At 73.0% G+C, this 18,672-nt stretch carries 10 protein-coding genes, 1 tRNA gene and 1 pseudogene; 2 read left to right on the forward strand and 10 right to left on the reverse strand.

Annotated elements, in window-relative coordinates:
• Positions 1 to 50: 50 nt before the first annotated feature.
• From BU197_RS31510 to BU197_RS18190, 3 genes and pseudogenes are all read right to left on the reverse strand, one after another.
• Positions 51 to 413: pseudogene (locus BU197_RS31510) on the reverse strand (single-stranded DNA-binding protein); the annotation flags it as partial.
• 381 nt (positions 414 to 794) lie between these two features.
• Positions 795 to 2,900 (reverse strand): YfjP family GTPase, encoded by a 2,106-nt coding sequence (locus BU197_RS18185; protein WP_223182547.1) that lies wholly within the window; start codon positions 2,898 to 2,900, stop codon positions 795 to 797.
• A gap of 20 nt (positions 2,901 to 2,920) precedes the next feature.
• Positions 2,921 to 4,531 (reverse strand): dynamin family protein, encoded by a 1,611-nt coding sequence (locus BU197_RS18190; RefSeq protein ID WP_188269356.1) that lies wholly within the window; start codon positions 4,529 to 4,531, stop codon positions 2,921 to 2,923.
• Positions 4,532 to 4,833: 302 nt separating this feature from the next.
• Here BU197_RS18190 and BU197_RS18195 point away from each other — a divergent pair.
• Positions 4,834 to 4,906, forward strand: a tRNA-Arg gene (locus tag BU197_RS18195).
• 294 nt (positions 4,907 to 5,200) lie between these two features.
• On the opposite strand, the gene BU197_RS18200 is transcribed toward BU197_RS18195, so the two are convergent.
• The 4 genes from BU197_RS18200 to BU197_RS18215 form a co-directional block, all read right to left on the reverse strand.
• Positions 5,201 to 7,924 (reverse strand): P-loop NTPase fold protein, encoded by a 2,724-nt coding sequence (locus BU197_RS18200; RefSeq protein WP_188269341.1) that lies wholly within the window; start codon positions 7,922 to 7,924, stop codon positions 5,201 to 5,203.
• Positions 7,925 to 8,165: 241 nt separating this feature from the next.
• Positions 8,166 to 9,644: a hypothetical protein gene (locus BU197_RS18205; RefSeq protein WP_188269342.1), complete on the reverse strand. Its 1,479-nt coding sequence runs from the start codon at positions 9,642 to 9,644 to the stop codon at positions 8,166 to 8,168.
• A gap of 165 nt (positions 9,645 to 9,809) precedes the next feature.
• Complete coding sequence (locus BU197_RS18210; RefSeq protein ID WP_188269343.1) at positions 9,810 to 10,355, reverse strand: hypothetical protein; 546 nt, start codon at positions 10,353 to 10,355, stop codon at positions 9,810 to 9,812.
• A 25-nt stretch (positions 10,356 to 10,380) separates the two neighbouring features.
• A complete protein-coding gene (locus tag BU197_RS18215; RefSeq protein WP_188269344.1) occupies positions 10,381 to 11,457 on the reverse strand; it encodes a MerR family transcriptional regulator in 1,077 nt (358 codons plus the stop codon).
• A 160-nt stretch (positions 11,458 to 11,617) separates the two neighbouring features.
• Between BU197_RS18215 and BU197_RS18220 the strand changes: the two genes are divergently transcribed.
• On the forward strand, positions 11,618 to 13,420 hold the full coding sequence (locus BU197_RS18220) for a hypothetical protein (RefSeq protein WP_317452034.1): 1,803 nt from the start codon (positions 11,618 to 11,620) through the stop codon (positions 13,418 to 13,420).
• Between the two features lie 55 nt (positions 13,421 to 13,475).
• Here the strand turns inward: BU197_RS18220 and BU197_RS18225 are convergent, their stop codons facing one another.
• The 3 genes from BU197_RS18225 to BU197_RS18235 all read right to left on the reverse strand — a co-directional run bounded on the left by BU197_RS18225 (position 13,476) and on the right by BU197_RS18235 (position 18,457).
• Positions 13,476 to 15,782 (reverse strand): ATP-binding protein, encoded by a 2,307-nt coding sequence (locus tag BU197_RS18225; protein ID WP_188269345.1) that lies wholly within the window; start codon positions 15,780 to 15,782, stop codon positions 13,476 to 13,478.
• Positions 15,783 to 15,926: 144 nt separating this feature from the next.
• Complete coding sequence (locus tag BU197_RS18230; protein WP_188269346.1) at positions 15,927 to 17,885, reverse strand: hypothetical protein; 1,959 nt, start codon at positions 17,883 to 17,885, stop codon at positions 15,927 to 15,929.
• A 203-nt stretch (positions 17,886 to 18,088) separates the two neighbouring features.
• On the reverse strand, positions 18,089 to 18,457 hold the full coding sequence (locus BU197_RS18235; protein ID WP_223182546.1) for an STAS domain-containing protein: 369 nt from the start codon (positions 18,455 to 18,457) through the stop codon (positions 18,089 to 18,091).
• Positions 18,458 to 18,672 lie beyond the last annotated feature (215 nt).

Here is an 18,672-nt window from a genome sequence, read left to right on the forward strand (position 1 = left end):
CGTCCGGGCGCCGGGGCCGGCTCCGGGGGCAGCTCGGGCGGCTCCTTCCGCTCGGTGCGCGGCGCCCGGCGGAAGGCGGCGGTGCCCCTGCTCAGGTCGTGCCCGACGGCCAGCGCGGCCACGTCCACGAAGGTCTTCCGCTGCCCTTCCCGCTCTTCCTCCCGCACCCGCAACCTGCCGTGCACCACCAGGGGTTCGCCGACCGCGACCGAGGCCGCGAGGTTGGCCCCGAGCGAGCGCCAGGCGGACACCGTGTAGAAGCTGGTGGGCCCGTCGGCCCAGAGCCCGCGCTCCCGGTCCCAGCGCCGTGAGGTCACCGCGAAGCGGAACCTGGCGACCCCGCCCGACACCGTGTCCCGGTACTCCACGGCGGTCGCCACATTCCCGACGAGCGTCACGGTCGTGTCGTTCATGGTCCGTCCCCATCCCTTGCCTTCGGCCTGCCGGACACCTCTCCGGTCGCCACCATCGTGAAGGGAAACGGGAAAAACGGCTGAAGCCTGTGGACAGTCGGGCGACTGTGGATAACTCCACCACCCGAAAGGGTGAAATAGAGCGAGAAAGGGATGGAAAGGGATGTACGGGAAATTCGAATAAGGGAGACGGTCGGGGAGGCGGAGGGGATAAGCCGACGAGCCCGGCAGACCTGTTAGGGAATACGCGGTTTACAGCCGTTTTGTACGTGCTTGAGTGCGAGTGATTGGTAGGGAATATGGACGATTTGGACCTGGTGGGGCGTGTGGGCCTGCTCAGTCGTGCGGGCCCGGGGACACCCATCGGATTCGCAGGTGCGCCTACCGCCTTCGCGTGCCCGCCCTGGTCGCCCCGAGTCTGGCCGGGGCGGAGCGGAGGGTGCCCGCGATGCGGCCCGTCGGCCGGGTGCCCATCACGGTCGCGTACTGTTCGCGGACCTCCCGGTAGCGCACGAGTTCCGCCGCCACCGGGTCGAGCACCAGGGCCCGCCCACAGGCCGCCGCCGCCTCCCGCAGACGTCGCTCGGCCTCCTGTCCGTACCGCCGGGCCGGTCCCTTCACGGCCGCCTCGCAGGCCCATTCGACGAGCGGTCCGCCGATGATGCCGCCCAGCATCACGAGGACCGGTGGGAGCAGCCCCGGCTCGATCACGCCGAGGATCTGTCCGACCAGCCAGAGCGCGCCGAAGATCTGAAGGAGCGTCATCGCCGCCTGGGTGAGGACGGCGGCGGGCCACCAGGCGGGGCGGGGCGGCCGGGCGACCGGGTCGCCGAGGGTGACCGTCAGTTCGTCGAGGGCCTCGGGCAGTCCTTTCGCCCCACGTTCCGCCGCCTCGCGGACGGCCTGCGCCCAGGGGGTGGGGAGGCCGCGCGAGGCCTCGTCGGCGACGGTCCGCACCGCCTGTTCGACGCGCTGGCGTGCGGTCAGTTCGTCCTCGACGGGAGAGGTGAGACGGGTGTCGGTGGAGCCGTGCGCGCGGGTCCGCTCGTACCAGCGGTAGAGGCGCAGCCAGGGAGTTCCGCAGGCGCGGATGGCGCCCCGGCGCCAGACTCGCTCGGCGGCCTCGCCCGCGGCCTGGGCGCCCACGGCGATGGCGAGGCGGCCGGTGAAGGCGTCGCGGGTGCGTTCGTCGAGTCCGGTGCGCCCGTCGGCGAGGTAGGCGGGGCGCAGCCGGGCGGCGGCGGCGTCGATGTCGGCGGCGAGGCGGCGTTCGGGGGCGGTGCGTTCCTGGACGAAGTGGGCGACGAGTTCGCGGAGTTCGGGGATGCCTTCGCCGGTGAGGGCGGAGACGCCGAGGACGGTGGCGCCGGGTTCGCCGTGTTCGCCGAGGGCGACGCCGTCCTCGTCGAGGAGGCGGCGCAGGTCGTCGAGGACGAGGTCGGCGGCCTCGGTGCCGAGGCGGTCGATCTGGTTGAGGACGACGAAGGTGACCTCGGCGTGCCCGGCGAGTGGTCTGAGGTAGCGCTCGTGGAGGGCTGCGTCCGCGTATTTCTCGGGGTCGACCACCCAGATGACGGCGTCGACGAGGCCGAGGACCCGGTCGACCTGGTCGCGGTGGGCGGTGGCGGCCGAGTCGTGGTCGGGCAGGTCGATGAGGACGAGCCCTTGGAGTTCGGTGTCGGCGGCGCCGCCCGCGAGGGGGAGGCGGCGGAGTCTGCTGGGGATGGCGAGCCGGTCGAGGAGCCCGGCGGCGCCTTCGGACCAGCTGAGGGCGATGGGGGCGGAGGTGGTGGGGCGGCGCAGTCCGGTCTCGGAGACGGAGACTCCGGCGAAGGTGTTGAAGAGAGTGGACTTGCCGCTTCCGGTGGCGCCCGCGATCGCGATGACGGTGTGCCGGGAGGAGAGCCGCTGGCGTGCGGCGGCTTCGTCGAGGACCCGCCCGGCTTCGGCGAGGGCTTCGCTGTCGACCCGGGTACGGGAGAGGCCGACGAGTTCGTGGAGGGCGTCGAGGCGCTTGCGGAGGAGGCCGCCGTAACTTCCGCCGAGGGGCGGCAGGGTGTCCGGCTCCGCCGGGTCCTCGGCACCGGAGGTCGCAGGGGCGGCGGGAGAGGGAACGGGGGTGGGGGTGGGGGCGGGGGTGCGGTCGGTGGCGCGGCGGGCGATGAGCCCGTCGTCCCAGCGGTCGCCGCCGGGGGTGCCGCCGGGTGCGCCGGTTTTTTGGGGGTCGGGACCTGTGGAGCCGCGCGCCCGCAGGCCCTTCCGCCCTCTCCGGTCCTGGCGCTGGTCGCGATCCTGGCGCTGGCGGCCCTCCTCCTCGCTCTCCGTACCGTCCAGGCTGTCTCGGCTGTCCCCGCCACCCGAGCCATCCGAGCCATCCGCACCGCCCAGGCTCTCCTGGCCGTGCCGGCTTTCCTGACACTCCTTGCTGCGCTGGCCATGCTGGCTCTCCCGGCTGCCCGGATCGCCGGATCCGTTCGTATCGCTCATGTCCACCACGTCACTTCTCCTCACTTCTCCTTCTGGAGTACGGAGAGCGCGGCGATCAGTTCCGCCTGCGGCTCGGGGGTCACGTCGAGCGCTTCGAGGGGGGCGAGACGCCGGTCGCGTTCGGTGTGCAGGACGCGGTCGACGTATGTGAGGACGAGGGCGCCGCCCGTGTCACGCAGCCGCAGCGCGACACGGGCGCCGAGGAGTTCGGCGAGGCGTTCGCCCGCGGGTCGGGCGCGTCGGCCGCCGAGGAGTGAGGCGGCGAGGAGCGCGGCGGCGGTGTCGGCGTCGGGGACGGCGACACGGGAGGAGGCGGGCCGCTCCACGTCCCGTACCTCCTCCTCGGCGACTTCTTCGAGGACGCGGCGCCAGCGGCGTACCTCCACGCCGATCCGCTCCGCCGTGTCGCGGTCGCAGCCGGGGCGCACGGGGCCGAGGGCGGTGGCGGCGGGTTCGCGGCGCCAGGCGTCGCGGACGCGTTCCTCGGCGGCGGAGACCGCGCAGTGGAGGAGGGCGGCGAGGGATTCGGTGAGGGCGTCGAGGAGTTCGTCGGCGGTGCTGTCGCGGGGGTAGGCGCGCCAGCGGGTGCGGGCGTCACCGGCGAGGACGGTGCCTCGGGCGAGTTGTTCGCGCACCCGTTTGCCCTGGGTGCGGTAGGCGGCTTCGACGGCGCGGCCGAGGCGTCCGGCGGCGGCGTACTGGGCGGCGACGGCGCCGGCCAGTTCGGGGAGCCGGGCGTCGAGGGAGTCGATGATGCCGGAGGCGGTGCGGTCGGCGGCCTGCTGGCGGGCGGCCGGGTCCTCGGCGCGGTGGGCGAGCCAGCCGCGGAGGGCGGCGACGGCGCTGTCGGGCAGCAGACCGGTGCCGCCGGCGGTGGACTCGGGGAGTTCGGGGATGGTGAAGCGGGGCACGCCACCGAGTCCGGCCTTGTCGAGCAGGGCTTCGTACTGGCGGGAGACCTCGCCGATGACCTGGTGCGGGACACGGTCGAGGACGGTGACGAGGGTGGCGTCGTACTCCTTGGCGGTCCGGAGCATGTGCCAGGGGACGGCGTCGGCGTATCGCGATCCGGTGGTGACCATCACCCAGATGTCGGCGGCGCAGATCAACTCGGCGGCGAGGAGCCGGTTCTCCACGACGAGGGAGTCGATGTCGGGGGCGTCGAGGAGGGCGAGGCCGCGGGGGACGGAGGCGGCCGTCTCGACGCGCAGGGCGTTCTCCTGGGGAGGGGTCTCGTCGGCGGGGTGGTCCCATTCGGCTTGCGGCAGCCAGACGCGGGTGAGCTGCGGGAGGACGCGCAGTCCGGCGAACCAGTGGTGGTCCTCGGGGTGACAGACGAGGACGGGGGTACGGGTGGTGGGCCGGATCACACCCGACTCGCTGACGCGACGCCCGACGAGGGAGTTGACGAGGGTGGACTTCCCGGCGCCGGTGGAGCCCCCGACGACGGCGAGGAGGGGGGCTTCGGGATCCTTGAGCCGGGGCACGAGGTAGTCGTCGAGCTGGGCGAGCAACTCGGCACGGGTCTGCCGGGCGCGGGGCGTGCCGGGGAGGGGGAGGGGGAGACGCACGGCGGCGACACGGTCGCGCAGGGCGGAGAGTGCGTCGAGCAGCTGGGGCCGTTCGTCCAAGGTCACCACATGCGAAGAATGCCCAATTTATGCGTGTTTTTGAAGCCTATTGGGGCCCTGCGCGCCGTAGAGAAGGGCGGTGGCCGGAAGCTCAGGCATAACGACTACACAACACCCGCCCCGAGCGTTGCGAAAAGCGCTGCGCAAATCGCGCCTGCCTGCGATTATCGTTCCGCTTCACCGAACCTCCACATCGTGCCACGCAGGTGAAGCAACCGGGCCAAGGCGATCGGAGCCCTATCCTTGTCCCGACAGGCCACACCCCACCCACAAGGGGCTCCTGGCCACACGGCCACCACCCGGCCCCCGTAGCTCAGTGGATAGAGCAGGTGCCTTCTAAGCACTTGGCCGCAGGTTCGAGTCCTGCCGGGGGCGCACAGCGAGAGACCCTCCTTCGGGAGGGTCTTTTTGCTGGTCAGAGGAGGTTCTCGGGGAGCGGTGCCGGGCCGGGCGTGCTCCCCGGCAGATGGGAGGTGTGTCCGGCCCGTCCTGGCCGAAACCGGGGTTTCCGCGAGTGGCTGCGGTGAATACGCGGGAGAAATTCCCAGCCGGTCACCGTCGCCGGGTCCGGCGGCTCCCCGCCCGCTCGGCGTGGTGCTTGAGGTCGTCGAGCTGCCCCTCACGCCCAGGGGCGCGCTCGAACGCGTCCCCTGGGCGTGGGGGCCGGTATCAGGCCGGCACCCTCGGGTGGCGTGGGCAGGCGGTGCCGCGAGGCAGTGGGATGGTGGCCGGTTGGCCGGCCGTGGGGGCATCCGGGAGCCGCCACGCGGTGCGGATCGATCCGATCAGGTGCCGTGCGCTGTAGGGCGACACCTCCAGTTCCTGACGTGCGCGGCCGAGCAGTTCCAGGGCTCCGGCGGGGCCGCGAGCCGCTGCCGCGTCGCGGCGGCGGGCGAAGTCGCCCCTGCCGAAGATGTCGAGCAGGGTCAGGGAGAACAGGGCGTAGGCCGACGCCTCGTCGAGAAGTTCCCGGGCCTCGTCCGAGACCTCTGCGACCGCCTCCTCGCTCAGGTGCCCGCGCAGGTCGTGGAAGGCCACGTGTTCGAGGGCCCACCGGAGTTCGGCCGAGTCGCAGGAGCAGGCCGGACGCAAGTGGTCCATCGCGTTCCGGAAGGCGACGAGGGTCGTGCCGGTCCGTGCCGTCCACCGCTGCTTGCCCAGGAGCGTGCGGAATCCGGCGAGTGTGTCGCCGAGTTCCTCGAGGATCAGTTGCCCCGCGATGTCGGTGAGTTCGACGAACTGCGTCTTGGTCTCGATCTCGTGCAGGCGCAGGCCGTAGCGGATGAGGTCCCTGGGCACACCGCCCGAGAGGGCGTGCGTCAGTTCCTTGTAGGGCTCGGAGAGTCCTGAAGCCCGACGCTCCAGGATCTTCTTGGACTCCTCCAGCGTGCAGGGCGGAACGTGCACGATGTCGTCCAGCGAGCTGTCGGTGATCCCCCGGTGGGGTAGTCCACGGCGCACGAAGGAGGCGCCGACGTCCTCGGCGACCGAGATCAGGTAGTGCACATGAGGCACGCCGAGGATGGCCTTGATCTCGCCGAGGAACGCGAGCGCAGCGGTATCGGAGCCCAGCCGGTCCACCTCGTCGATCGCGATGACGACCCGCTGCTCTTGCCGGTGTTGCTCGGCGGCGATCTGCGTCAGCAGCGTACGGAAGTCGGAGACCAGCTCCGGGAAGTTCGGCGGCACGGTCGACAGTGAGGTGGTCTGGGCGGCGAGCAGTTGCGGCGGCCCGGCCGTCACGGCGGAGGAAGCCGTCTGCACGGTCTGCAACCGGTACAGCTCGTCGCGGCAGGCGGTGACGAGGGGCGGGACCGGGCTCGCCGGGCTCCACGTGACCATTTTGACGAGCACCAGACCGGCGAGAGCGGCGGTGAGGCGCAGCGGATTGTCAGGGTCGGCCGCCAGCGCCTGCGTCAGCGGCACGGTGAAGAGCAGCCCGAGCCCGGCAAGGAAGAGGACCCATCCGGTCCGACGCCGCCATGGCTGTTCGTGGAAGAGGTTGAAGAAGCCGACGACCAAGACGATCAGCAGGAGGAGAAAAGCCTTTCCGTTGGTCTTCTCGGTGGCCTCCTCCACCAGGGTGCGCAGGTCTTCGTCCTTGAACAACGAGAAGAAGGCGGCGAGGACCAACCCCAGGCCCGTGATGATGAGAGCGGCCCTGGCACCTCTGCGAAAGGCACGCCATCGTTCCCACCGCCGCAGACTCCACAACAGGACGCCCGTGACCACGACGAGGACCGCCGCGCCGATCCGCTCGCCCTTCCAGATGTCGAACGCCACGTCCACTGCCTCATGCCAGAGGTCCAGCGCCCAGGCGCGCACGGCCGGCCACTGCCGGGCCGTGAGGGAACGCACTGTCGCGGCCAGCCCGAGGACGACGAGCGAGCCCGCCACCAGCCCGAAGGCCAGTACCGTGAGCCCCTTCCGCAAGGCCGGGAACAGTCGACGGGCCGCCCTGCGGACAGGTGAGATCCGAAGGAACGCGGGAGGCACGTGCCCCCTGTGCACGAGATAGCTCTCGCAGGTGCGGACGTAGAGGGACAAGAGGAAGTCGTACGGCGAGTAGGTGGCCGGCGCCTGCACGACGACCGCGAACCCGGCCTCGCCCGCGCAGGTCTCCAGGAGGGTCGACTTGCCCGCGCCCCGGGAGCCACTGACCGCGATCGTCCCGCCGCTCTCCAGCTGGGCGATCTTGCGGGTCAGGCTCCGGGCGGCGAGGCTCTCGACCACGTACTGCGGATTGCGCGGAGAGCGCAGGCCATGGAAGTCGTCCGCGAGGAGCAGCGAGTCGTGGTCCGCGCCGAGCAGGGCCTCGACCACCCGGTCGGTCAGCGGGCGGACGCCGTTCTCCTGGAGGTCCCGGCGCCAGGCGGTTGCCGCCCACTCGGTCCTTCTGTCCAGGAGGGCGACGCGCGGACGCAGGGCCAACTCCCGCAGGTTGAGCAGGACATGCATGCGCCACACCTGGTGCCGCCAGATCACCACCGCGGTCAGCGGCGGAGCCGACGCCGCGGCGAGGACCGTCGGCCAGGAGAAGAAGACCGCCACCAGCAAGGCGAGCACGGTCGTTCCGCAGAGGGTCACCGTCAGCGGATGCGTGCGGTCGCCGAGGTAGTCGAGCCGACGGCGCTGCCGCTCGCTTCGCTCCAGCAGCGCACGGAAGCGCTCCTGGGTGGCCCGGCAGGGCTCGACAGCCCGTTCGACGTTGGCCTCGGTGAGCAGGGCCGTACGGGCGTTCTCGGCCGTGGCCTGGGGTCTCACACCGAGGCGCCGTGCGACGGCGGGCACGGCCAGGCAGGCGTCGACCGCCGCGAGGTACACCGCCGCCTCCCGCTCCAGGGCGAAGAAGTCGGCGACCTGCCAAGCGGGGCGCGGGCGGCGTCGGGGCATGGGCGGAGGGCCTTTCGGAAGGGGCGGGCCGCGGAGGCCGGGACGCGATCACGGGTCGTGGGGCGGGGAAGCGGTGCGGCGCGGGGGCACCCGCCCCTGCGAGGTCGGGAAGCGGTGCGGTGCGGGGCCCTCGGGAAGGGGTGCGGCACGGGGTCACCCGCCGCCGCGGGGTCGGGAAGGGGTGCGGCGCGAGGTCCTCGGGAAGCGGCGCGGGGTCCTCCGGAAGGGGAACGGCCCGGGGTCACCCGCCCCCGCGGGCCCGGACGAGGTCGCTCCGTGTCAGACGCGTCCCGCGCTTGTGCTTGATCCGGAAGTACTCCACGAGCCCTGGCTCGTCCTTCTCGTCGTCGCCGTAGGTGACCGCGTGGGCGCCTCCGTCGTCGAGCAGCCGCCCTACGCACTGGGCGAGCGTGCTGGGTCCCGAACCGCCGTACCCCCAGGACAGCCCCGGGGCATCCATGACGGGAGCCGGGTAGAGCACTCCGTCGCCGGTGCGTACCCAGATCGGCTCGTCGAGGATGATCTCCTTGAGGACCGCGCCCTCGGGCAGGCGTCTGGGCGCCCGGCCCATGTAGGTGATCTCGCTGGCACGGCGGGAGAGGAACTTTCCCTTCACCGCGACCACCGGGCTGCCGGTCGCCGGATCGACGAAGGTGCCCACGGTCTCGTAGCTGTCGTCCCACACCCGGTGCAGGGCCGTCGGCGGGACGTCACGCAGCCGGTTGATCCACTCGGCTGCCACCCGGGTGACGTCCGTTCTGATCACCTGGAACGTGCCGCCGTAAGGGAAGTACTCGCTGCTCCAGGCGCTGACATGCTCCAGGCACTCCACGGCCAGGTCGTCCGTTCGCCCGCAGAGTTCGGCGAGTCCGGCGCCGACGGCGTCATCCGTCGCGAACTCTCCGGGGGCGAGATCGGACGGCTGCGGAACGGCCGGGTGCACCATCGAGTCGCCCGGCCCCGCCGACCAGGACCGGAGGTTCTCCATCTCCCGCGACGCGTTCTCCGCCGCATCGGTCCGGATGCGGTGGCCGATCGTGAAGCAGGCGCGTCGCACCAGGGAACCCTCGGGTTCCTGTCGCGCCAGCTCGTAGAGCGGCTCCCAGGAGGGATAGGTGGCCACGTCGACCGGGGCGGGGGCGTCTCCGGGGGTCCATGCGGTGAGGTGGGCACGGCGACGCAGCGCAATGGGCCACCAGGGAACGGGCCCGCCCACGTGCGCCGCCAGGTCGCTCCACCGCGGGTGGTAGACGAGTTCGGGCCGCTCTCGGTCCACCGCTTGCAGCTGAGGCCCGTCATAGGCGTAGAAGTGCTCGACGACGACGAGGCCGGCGGTGTCCGTCAGCACATCGAGAAGGCGCCTCGCGTCGGGCATGCCGTCACACGGGAAGACGATGGCGATGACGCCCTCCCGGGTGTCCCATCGCCCGGCGAAGTACTCGGCACGGACATCCGTACCGTCGTCCGCCTCTCGGTACTCGCCTCCCAGATATCGGGACTCGGCCACGGGCGCGGGGCGCAGCAGACGGGGCCCCGCGCCTGCCAGTCCGGGATGGGCGGATGCGAGCCATCGCGCGAACGCGTATCCGGACCATCTCTTCGGGCCGTCGGCGAAAGCCTCGTCGTCGAGAGGCTCGATGACCTCGTCCGCCAGACCCGACCACGCCTCCTCCGACAGCCCGAACACTTCCTTGAGCTGCGCGGCGGTCAGCTTCTCCAACTCGCCCTCCTCTCGATGCCACTTGCGTCGACCATCATGGTGGGCGGGTCCGACAGAGCACACCCGATTCGGCGAAGACGAGGAACTCGGCTCCGGATCACGACGTGGTCCTGCCCTTCTCCTCGTACGCCACGTCCGGCACACCCGCCCCCCGGCTCGCTCGTCTCACCCCCTGCGGCCGGGCGCCGACGCCCGTGCGGCGGTGTCGCCCCGGGCGATGGCCTCGGACACCTCCTCGATCGCCGTGCGGATCATCGCCCCGTACGCGTCCCCCGGCAGGTTCGGGGCGTGTGTGCGGGCCGCCTCGATGTGTTCTGCGGCGGCCGTGAAGGAGCCGAGTCGGCGGTGGTCGTCGGCGAGGTTGAGGTGCAGGGACGGGCGGAAGCCCGCCACCCGGAGGCCCGCGTGATGCCGGTCGACGCGCTGGTCGGTCAGGGCGTCGACGGCTTCCAGGGCCCGGAGGTTCCAGGTCAGCGCCTCGGCGGGGTCCTCGTACAGGTCCGCCAGGTAGTGCGCGAGGGAGCAGCGGTGCAGCGGGTCCCCGTTCGCGCCGATCACGGTCCAGAGGTCCTGGAGCTTCCGGCGGGCGGTGGCCGCGTCCCCGGTGCGTCCCTCGACGACCGCCCGGCCGATGGCCTCCATGATCGGGTCGGGTGCCGGGGTCGCGTGGGGGCGGGTGGTCGCGTCCGAGTCGGCGGATTCGGTGTTCATCTCGGTGTTTCCTCGTCGTCTCTCTTCAGGCCACGCGGTCGTGGGCGACCGGCATGACCACGGTGGTGAGGTCGCCCCGGTCGGCGGAGCGGACCGTGACCGGCTGGTCGGGGCCCCGTAGGTCGAGCATCAGGTCGGGGCCGATGGCGGTGCTGACCGCCGGATGGAGTGTCGGCAGTTCGAAAGAGATCCGCAGGGCTTCGCCGCTCACCGCGGCCGGGAGCGGGAAGCCGGGGTGCTGGGCTTCGCGCGCCGCCGTCGGAGACCGCAGGCCCTCGGGGGTGACGTGGAGCGCGATCCGTTCGGCCGGGTGTTCCTCCAGGGCCGCCAGGAGGCGCCGCTTCGAGACCGTCACCCGGGTCCTGGCCTCGGGCAGGGACGCGAGCATCAGCCGGTGGTCCGGGAACTCCTCCGGCAGGAGACGGCAGTGCCGGGCCTCTCCGTTCGCCGTGCGGAACCGGATGCCGTCCGGCGTGGCCTCGCAGCGCACCAGCATGCTCCGGCGTACCTCGCCGACGGCGGTCCGCAGCTCGTCGCCGCCGACCGTGGCCGCCCACGTCGTGTCCGTCGGCTCGGCGGGGACCAGGGTCCGGGTCGCGAGCCGGTAGCGGTCGGTCGCCGTCAGCGTGACCGCTTCCGGGGTCGCCTCGACCCGTACGCCCCCGAGCACCGGCAGCCCCGGATCGCGGGCGGTCGCGGTCAGGACCTGCTCGATCGCGTCGGCCAGTACCGGCCCCTTCAGCGTGGCGACCGGCACGCTCGGCACGTCGGCGAGCGAGGACTTGATCAGCGCCGCCTTCCGCCGTACCGCCTCCGCTTCCCTCACGACCTTCGCCACGTGCTCGTCGATCAGCCGGGAGGCCTCCCCCGGCCCGGCGTCGAGCACCGTCTCCACCGTGCTCAGGGGCATGGCGATCCGACGGAGCCGACGCAGCTCGACGGCCCGCGCGACCTGGTCGGCGCTGTAGTAGCGGTAGCCCGAGACCGGGTCGGTCTCGGCGGGGGACAGCAGCCCGGAGTCGGCGTAGAACCGCAGCGCGCTGGACGTCAGCCCCGTGCGCCGGGCGAAGGACCCGATCGGCATCAGTTCGGAATTCGGCACCCCGTCATCGTGGGGCTTCAACCAGCTCGAAGGTCAAGCGCGCCCCGTGAACGGCCCCCGCCGCGACCACGCCCGACCGGCGCACGGGCGGCGACAGGATCCCGGAGTAGGGTGTGCGCGCGACGACACGACGCCCGTCCAGGAGGTCAGGAGGTCACGAGTGGGTCCGGAACCCCCGGCGATTCGCGTACCGGTCGGGGAAGGGTCCGATCAGTGGACGAGCCGGACCACCCGGCGGCGGGTCCTGCTCGTCGTCCACAACGTCACCTCGGCCGGGCGTCTCGGCGATCTGCTGCCGCTGTTCGACGACGACTTCCGCGTCCAGGTTCTCGTCACCTCCACCGGCTCCTCCGCCTTCCAGGACGGCATCCGCGAGCTGCTCCGCACCTGGCAACTGCCCGAACTGCCCTGGGAACAGGCGCTCTCCACCCCGGTGGACCTGGCGGTCTCGGCGAGCTTCGGCGGCGAACTCCACCGCATCCAGGGCAAGTTGACCGTCGTCTCACATGGGGTTGGATACACTAAAAGGCTGGACACGCCGGGAGCCGGGAGCCGGGAGCCGGGAGCCGGGAGCCGGGAGCCGGGAGCCGGGAGCCGGGAGCCGGAAGCCGGAAGCCGGAAGCCGGAAGCCGGAAGCCGGAAGCCGACGTTCGGGCTCTCGCCCGAGTGGCTGCTCTCCGGCGAGCGGCCCTTCGCCGAAGGGCTCGTCCTCTCCCACCCCGAGCAGCTGGCGCGCCTCTCCCGCGTCTGCGCCGAAGCGCTGCCCTCCGCCGTGCTCGCCGGGGACCCGTGCTTCGACCGCATGCTCGCGGCGCGCCCGTACCGGGACAGGTTCCGGCGGGCGCTGGGGGTGCGCCGGGGGCAGCGGCTCGTCGTCCTGAACTCGACGTGGAACCCCGAGGGGTTCTTCGGCAGCGGCGGGCAGGACGTCCTGCCCGGCCTTCTCCCCCGGCTCGCCGCCGAGCTGCCCGCCGACGACTACCGTCTGGCCGCAGTCCTGCATCCGAACATCTGGTACGGGCACGGCCCCGGCCAGATCAGGGCCTGGCTCGACCGCGCCCGGCGCGCCGGGCTGCTCCTCGTCGACCCCGTCCGCGCGTGGCGGCAGGCCCTCCTCGCGGCCGACCTCGTCCTCGGGGACTTCGGCGCGGTGTCGTACTACGCCGCCGCCCTGGGCACCCCCGTCCTGCTGGCCGCCGACGGCGAGGACGTACTCGACGAAGAGGCGCCCCTCGCCGCGTTCGTCCGGCGGGCACCCCGGCTCGATCCGCACGCGCCGCTGCTCCCCCAGGTGCGGCGGGGGATCGAGGGACACCGGCCGGACCCGGCTCCGGCCGGGTTCGTCACCTCGGATCCCGGGCGGTCGGCCGAGCTGCTGCGGCGGCACTTCTACGCCCTGATGGACCTGCCCGAGCCGCCGGGCCCCGCGTCCCTGGAGCCGCTGCCGCTCCCTCCGTACGGTCCGGCGAAGGTGACGGCTCCGCTGCACGTACGGACGCGTGCGGAAGGGGCGGACATCGTGGTCGAGCGGTCCGCCGGGCATCCGGCGGGGGCCGCGGGCGACGCCCATCTCGCCGTGCACGAGGAGACCCGGCACCCCGGCGACCTCGATCTGGCGGATGTGATCACCCGGGACGGGCAGCCGGACGATCCACGTCTCGGCGGCCCCGAGGCGTGGACGGCCGAGGTACTCGGTCTGTACCCGCACTGCTCGACGGCGGTGTACGTGACGGGCCCGCACACCTGTGTCGTACGGTGCCGGGGGCGGCGGGGCACCTTCCGGCTCGCCGGGGAGACCGGTGCCGACGCGGATCCTGCCGCGTACGCCTCGGCCCTGCACGCCTGGCTGGCGTACGGCGGGACGGTCCCCGCACGGGGGACCACGCTGCGGCTGCACACCGCCGGAGGGGCACATCCGTTCCGCGTGGAGACGACCGACCGAACCGGCGCCCGGCCGGAGTAGGCCGGGTCTTTGGGATCAGGCCGGGTTCGCGGCGTGTTCCGGAAGGCGCCCCGGCCTAGGCCGTCCCTTCCCCGCACCGTCGTCGCAGACCCGCGAGATACGCGAGGTGCGGCCTGGCGGAGGCGGGCAGCAGGGGCTCGGCCTCGGCGATTCTGGCCAGCGCGGCCGGGTCGTCGTCGCTCTCGTGCAGGGTCTCCGCCAGGTCCGTGAGGGCACGGGCCTGGTTGTACGCCTCCGGGGGCGCACCGGTGCGGCCCGCGAAGAAGTCCACGGCGCGCTCCAGTCGGCGGCGCGACTCCTCCAGTCGGCCCAGACCGCGCAGGGCCCTCCCCTGGTGCCGTTCGACGAGGGCGAGAGCGCGGGGAAGGTCGGCCGCGCCTTCCTCGCCGGGGCCGATCCTCCGGTAGACGGACTCCGCTTCGGCGAAGTTCGCGTACGCGGCCTCGTACGACCAGCGGTTCAGCTCCAGCAGGCCGAGCAGTTCCACGGCCGAGGCCTCGCCCCGGCGGTGTCCTGCGGCCCGCTCGTAGGTGACGGCCGCCCGCGCCGCCCGCGCGGCCTGCTCCCCTCGGCCCGTCTCGCCCAGACAGTGGGCCAGCTGGAAGTGGAGCGCCGCCGCCATCCGTTCGTCCGCGCGGCTCTCCTCGGCGCACCGGGCCGCGTCCCGGAGCGCCGGAAGGACCTCGTCCCAGTGCCCCGCCTTCAGCTGGAGCGGCCAGAGCGCGCGGGCCAGCCACAGGGCGGTGTCCGTGCGCCCCTGTTCCTCGGCGACGACGACCGCCCGTGCCACGTTGGCCACTTCGGCGGCCAGGACGGCGAGGGGGTCGGGCATCGAAGCGGGCCCCGTCCCGTACCGGGCCGGGACTTCGGTCCGCCAACTCTGCGGCAGGGCCGCGCGGGAGGCCGGAAGCACCAGCGCGAGGAGCGCTTCGAGCACCCGGTTCACCGCGTCCGCGCAGGCTTCGAGGCCGTGTTCGGCGGTGGCCGTCTCGGCCAACTGGCGTCTGATCTCGGGCCGGAAGCGATACCGCAGGTCGGGCAGCGCGTCCAGAAGTCCGACGTCGACGGCTTCGCCGAGGAGCGGGGCCGCCGCGGTCTCGTCGATGCCGGCGGCGGCCGCCGCGAGCGCGGGGCTGACGGACGGCCAGCCGCCGAGCGCGGTGAGCAGGCAGAGGCGCCGTGCCTCCGGGCCGAGCCGGAGGGCGGCGAGGTGCGCGGCGGCACGGACCGGCTGGTCCGGCGACCCGGACGGGGATGCGGTGCCGGGCGGGGAGACGGTGCCGGATGGGGACGCGGTTCCGGAAGGGGACACGGTTCCGGAAGGGGACGCGATGCCGGGCGCGGGCGCGATGCCGGGCGCGGGTGCGGTCCCGGGTGGGGACGGTGGCGGCGTGGCCCCGGCCCGCGGCATGGCGGTCCCTGCCTGTGGCATGGTCCCGGGCGCGGGTTCGGCCCTGGTCAGGAGCCGGGCCTCGGCGTGGAGGGCGAACGGGTTGCCCTGGCAGCGGTCGAGTACGCCGGGCAGTCGCGCCTTGACGCGTGCGGCGTGCTCCGGCCCGGCGACCTTCCGTACGAGCCGTTTCGCGTGCCGGTCGGTCAGCGGCGGTACGGTGACGCGCTCGGCGTCGAGGAGCAGGGGCGGCCCGGAGACGACCACCAGCAGGAGGACGTCGGGGGTGGCCGGGACGAGGCCCCTGACCTGGGCGAGGGCGGTCGTGTGGTCGATCACCACGAGCGCCTTGCGACCGGCGGTGAGCCTGCGGTAGAGCCGTTCACGGCCCGCCTCGGTGGCCGGCATCCGGTCGGGGGCGACGTCCATCTCGCGGAGCAGTCGCAGCAGGACCCCGGCGGGTCCCGGTCCGGCCTCCCCTGCGGCGGCGCGCAGATCGACGTAGAACCGGCCGTCGGGGAACCGGTCGCGTGCCTCGGCGCCGAGCCGGAGGGCGACCGAGGTGGAGCCGCTGCCCGGGGGGCCGGAGAGCAGGACGACCCGGGGCCGCCCGTCCCAGGGCCGGTCGGCCTCCCGCAGCAGGCGCTTGAGCGTCTTGTCCTGGTTGGTGAACGCCCACGGCGCCGGAGGCATCGCCCCCTCGGAGGGCCGGCCGGCCTCGTCCGGGGCGCCCGCCATCATCAGCGCCCATTCACCGGCCCGGCGCGGGTCGCCCTCCAGCAGTTCGTGGACGCGGCCCGCCAGGGCCCGGCGTTCCTCCGCGCCGGCCGGCAGCGGGGTCTCCCTCCCGAGGGTCCGTCTCACCAGGGCCCCGGCCGACAGGGAGAGGTTCTTGCCGATCTCCCCGGCGGCCCCGTTCCCCACCCCCAGCAGGAACGTGGTCAGCGCACTGAGCGCCACGACCTCCAGCACCTCGGCCCCTCCCCCTGGTCGCAAGCCTCGCGTCCGTCGGACTGTATCGCCTCCCCCGGGGCCCGACACCGTGAAACCGGCCGGTGCGCGAGAGCGGGACCCCGCCGGGCGGGCACGGCGTGCTTCCCGCCGGAACCGGTGGTGTCAGCGGCCGACGGAAGGCTTCGGCCACGCGGTTCCCTCCGCCGCCGCGTCCAGGAGGTCGCCCAGGCGGAGCCAGGCGGTCGGTCCGGAGTGGGTCGCCGGGCAGTCCGCGAACCGTTCCCACGCGGCCGGGTCGGCTCCGAGTGCTTCGCGTACGACGGAGACGACCATCGGGTGCGCGGTTCCGTATCCGCCGCCCCGGGCGCGGAGCGCCGACCAGGCGGGCAGGGCGCGGACGAGTTCCGTGCCGGTCTCCGGTCTGGCCAGGACCAGTCGGGTCCACGTCTCGCGCCAGGACGGACCCCCGCCCAGGTGCCGGCGCAGGTCGGTGGTGAGGCGCAGGAGTGCCTCGCAGGGGGTGCGGTGGCGGCGGAGGACGTCCTCGAAGTCCCTGTCGGATCGGGGGGAACTCGCGGCGGAGGAGAGCAGGGCCTTTTCCACCAGGGAGTCGTCGCCCGCGTGCCGGTCCAGGTACTCCCCCAGGTGCCGTGCGGAGACGGCCGACAGGGTGCGTACGGTCAGTTCCCCGGGTGCGCCCAGCGCGGCGCGGCGGCGGTCCGCTCCGGTGGCCGGTGGCGGGTCGGCGAGGACGCGTTGAACGGTGGCGAGGATCTCCTCCGTCTGGCGTCGCTTCTCCCAGCCCGAAGAGAAGTCATGGCGGGAACCGGCCAGTTCGAGTCGGGCCTGCTTGACGATGGGACGGACCGCGGCCTTGATGTCCTCGGTGACCGTCGGAAGGTGGAGGAGCATGTCCCGCACCCAGGCCACTTCGTCCGGGCCGGTCGTCGCGTACCTGCCGGCGGGCTCCCAGTAGGGCAGGGCCCTGACGGCGGTCTCCGCGAAGCGGGTGGCCAGACCGGCGAGGGTCTCGGCCGGGGCCTTCCAGTGGACCTGCCGGTTGCCGTCCACGGCCTGGTCCGGGTTGAGGAGGTGACGCCATGTCGTGGACGCGGAATGCCGGATCCAGTCGACGGGAGCCCGGCACCCGAAGGCGAGGGCGGTCCCGCTCCTCGCGTCCATGTCGCTCTCGAACCACCCGCGGTCCTCTGCCGTCAGCGAGGACAGCTCGGCGGCGAGGTGCTCGTATATCCGCTCCTTCTCCGCTCCGTCCCGGCGCATCCGTGCGCCCTTGGCCAGCAGGATCCTGAAGTCGAAGCGGCCCAGGTCGGCCAGGGCCAGCTCCGTGAGGAGTCCGGTGTCGACGGCCCAGGGCAGCTCACCGAGCAACTGGTCCCGGACCACCCGCTCGGCCTCGGTGCCCTCGGCCCATTCCACGACGCTCCGGTGCCGATCCGTGTGCCGCCCGAGCACCTGGCCCCACAGGGTCTGCCACGCCTTGTGCGCCTGCCGGTAGTTCTTCCAGCTCTCCTCCCTGCCCCCGTCTTCCGGCTCGGGGAAGGTGGGAAGGGTGTCCCGAGCGGCCTCGAAGACGAGATCGTGCAAGGGCCACTGCCCGAGCACCACTTGCGCCGGGGTCGGCTCCTCCAGGAGCCGGGGGACCATGGGCGTACTGCCGAAGGCACGTACGGCGTCGGCGACCGCAGCGGCCAGTCGCTCGTCCGCGCGGGGGCCTGCGAGCCGGGCCAACTGCCCTGGTGTGCACTGTCCGACGACCCGTTCCCGCAGTTCCGCCGTGCACGAGGGATGCCCCAGGGCGAGCGCGGCCAGTCTCAAGTCCCGGCCGTGCAGGTGCTCCTCGCCCTCGGCTGCGAGGTCGGCCGCCACCGCCGCCTCCAGCAGCCAGTCCGGCGCCTCCTCGGCGAGTGGGCCCGACAGCAGGCCCTCGCCGAGCGCGGAGCGGTCCGACCAGTCCGCGCGGTCGGAGCGGTCGGGCCCGGAAGCCGTCGACCGCAGCCGCTGGACGGCGAGTCGGACGACGGGATCGTCCGAGTCGCGCCCGGACATCGCCGTGAGGAGAAAGCCGGGCGGGAGCACGGCGTCGGAGTGGGAGCCGGTCACGGGAGGTCCTCCGTCGGGCTTGCTGGCGTGCGAGTCCACACCATGCTCGCGCACGGCACTGACATCGGGCCGGGCGGCTCGTCCTCGCGCGCGCTGCCGGACAAGTCGCGGCCGGACCGGCCGCTGCCGGACAAGTCGCATCCCGCCGCCTCGCCCTGGCCCCGGGGCTCGTCCCGTCCCGTCGGCCTACCCCCCGGAGGGGCTCATCCCGTCGCCGAGCCCGGGTGGCCGAAGAGGTCCGCCGTGCCCGTGAGGGTGAGGAGGTGGGTGACGCGGGGGCTCGCCTTCGGGATCGTGAGGGGCGTCCGGTGGCTCAGGGCGAGGAGGCGGAGGCGGAGGAGGGTGTTGAGGCCGCTGGAGTCGCAGAAGGAGACGCCGGAGAGGTCCAGGGCCAGGGAGGCGCCGGGGGGTCCCTCGGTCAGGGTGCGGGTGAGGGCCGCTTCCAGCTCCCCGGCGGTGTCCATGTCGATCTCTCCGTCGACCCGGGCGAGGGTGCCCGCGCCGAACCGTTCCGTCCTGAGCCGCATCCGGGCGCTTCCGGAGGAACGACGAGGTGCGGGGGATGGCGTCATGTCCTCCTCCTGGGGCGCGGATCCTTCACATCGAGTGTCCACTTTCCTCGGATATGCGGCAATATTTACGTGAAAGCTATTTCGGGTAGTCGGGTAGCCCGGTAGTCGGGTAGTCGGAAAGCCAGGCGGTCGGGCCGTCGGGGTGGTCGCCGGAGAGGAGGGCGGCAGTGCGCGGGAAAGACACGGGGCACTCGGGGTGGACCTTTCTCACGAGC

Source organism: Streptomyces sp. CBMA291 (assembly GCF_014596525.1).
Lineage (GTDB): Bacteria > Actinomycetota > Actinomycetes > Streptomycetales > Streptomycetaceae > Streptomyces.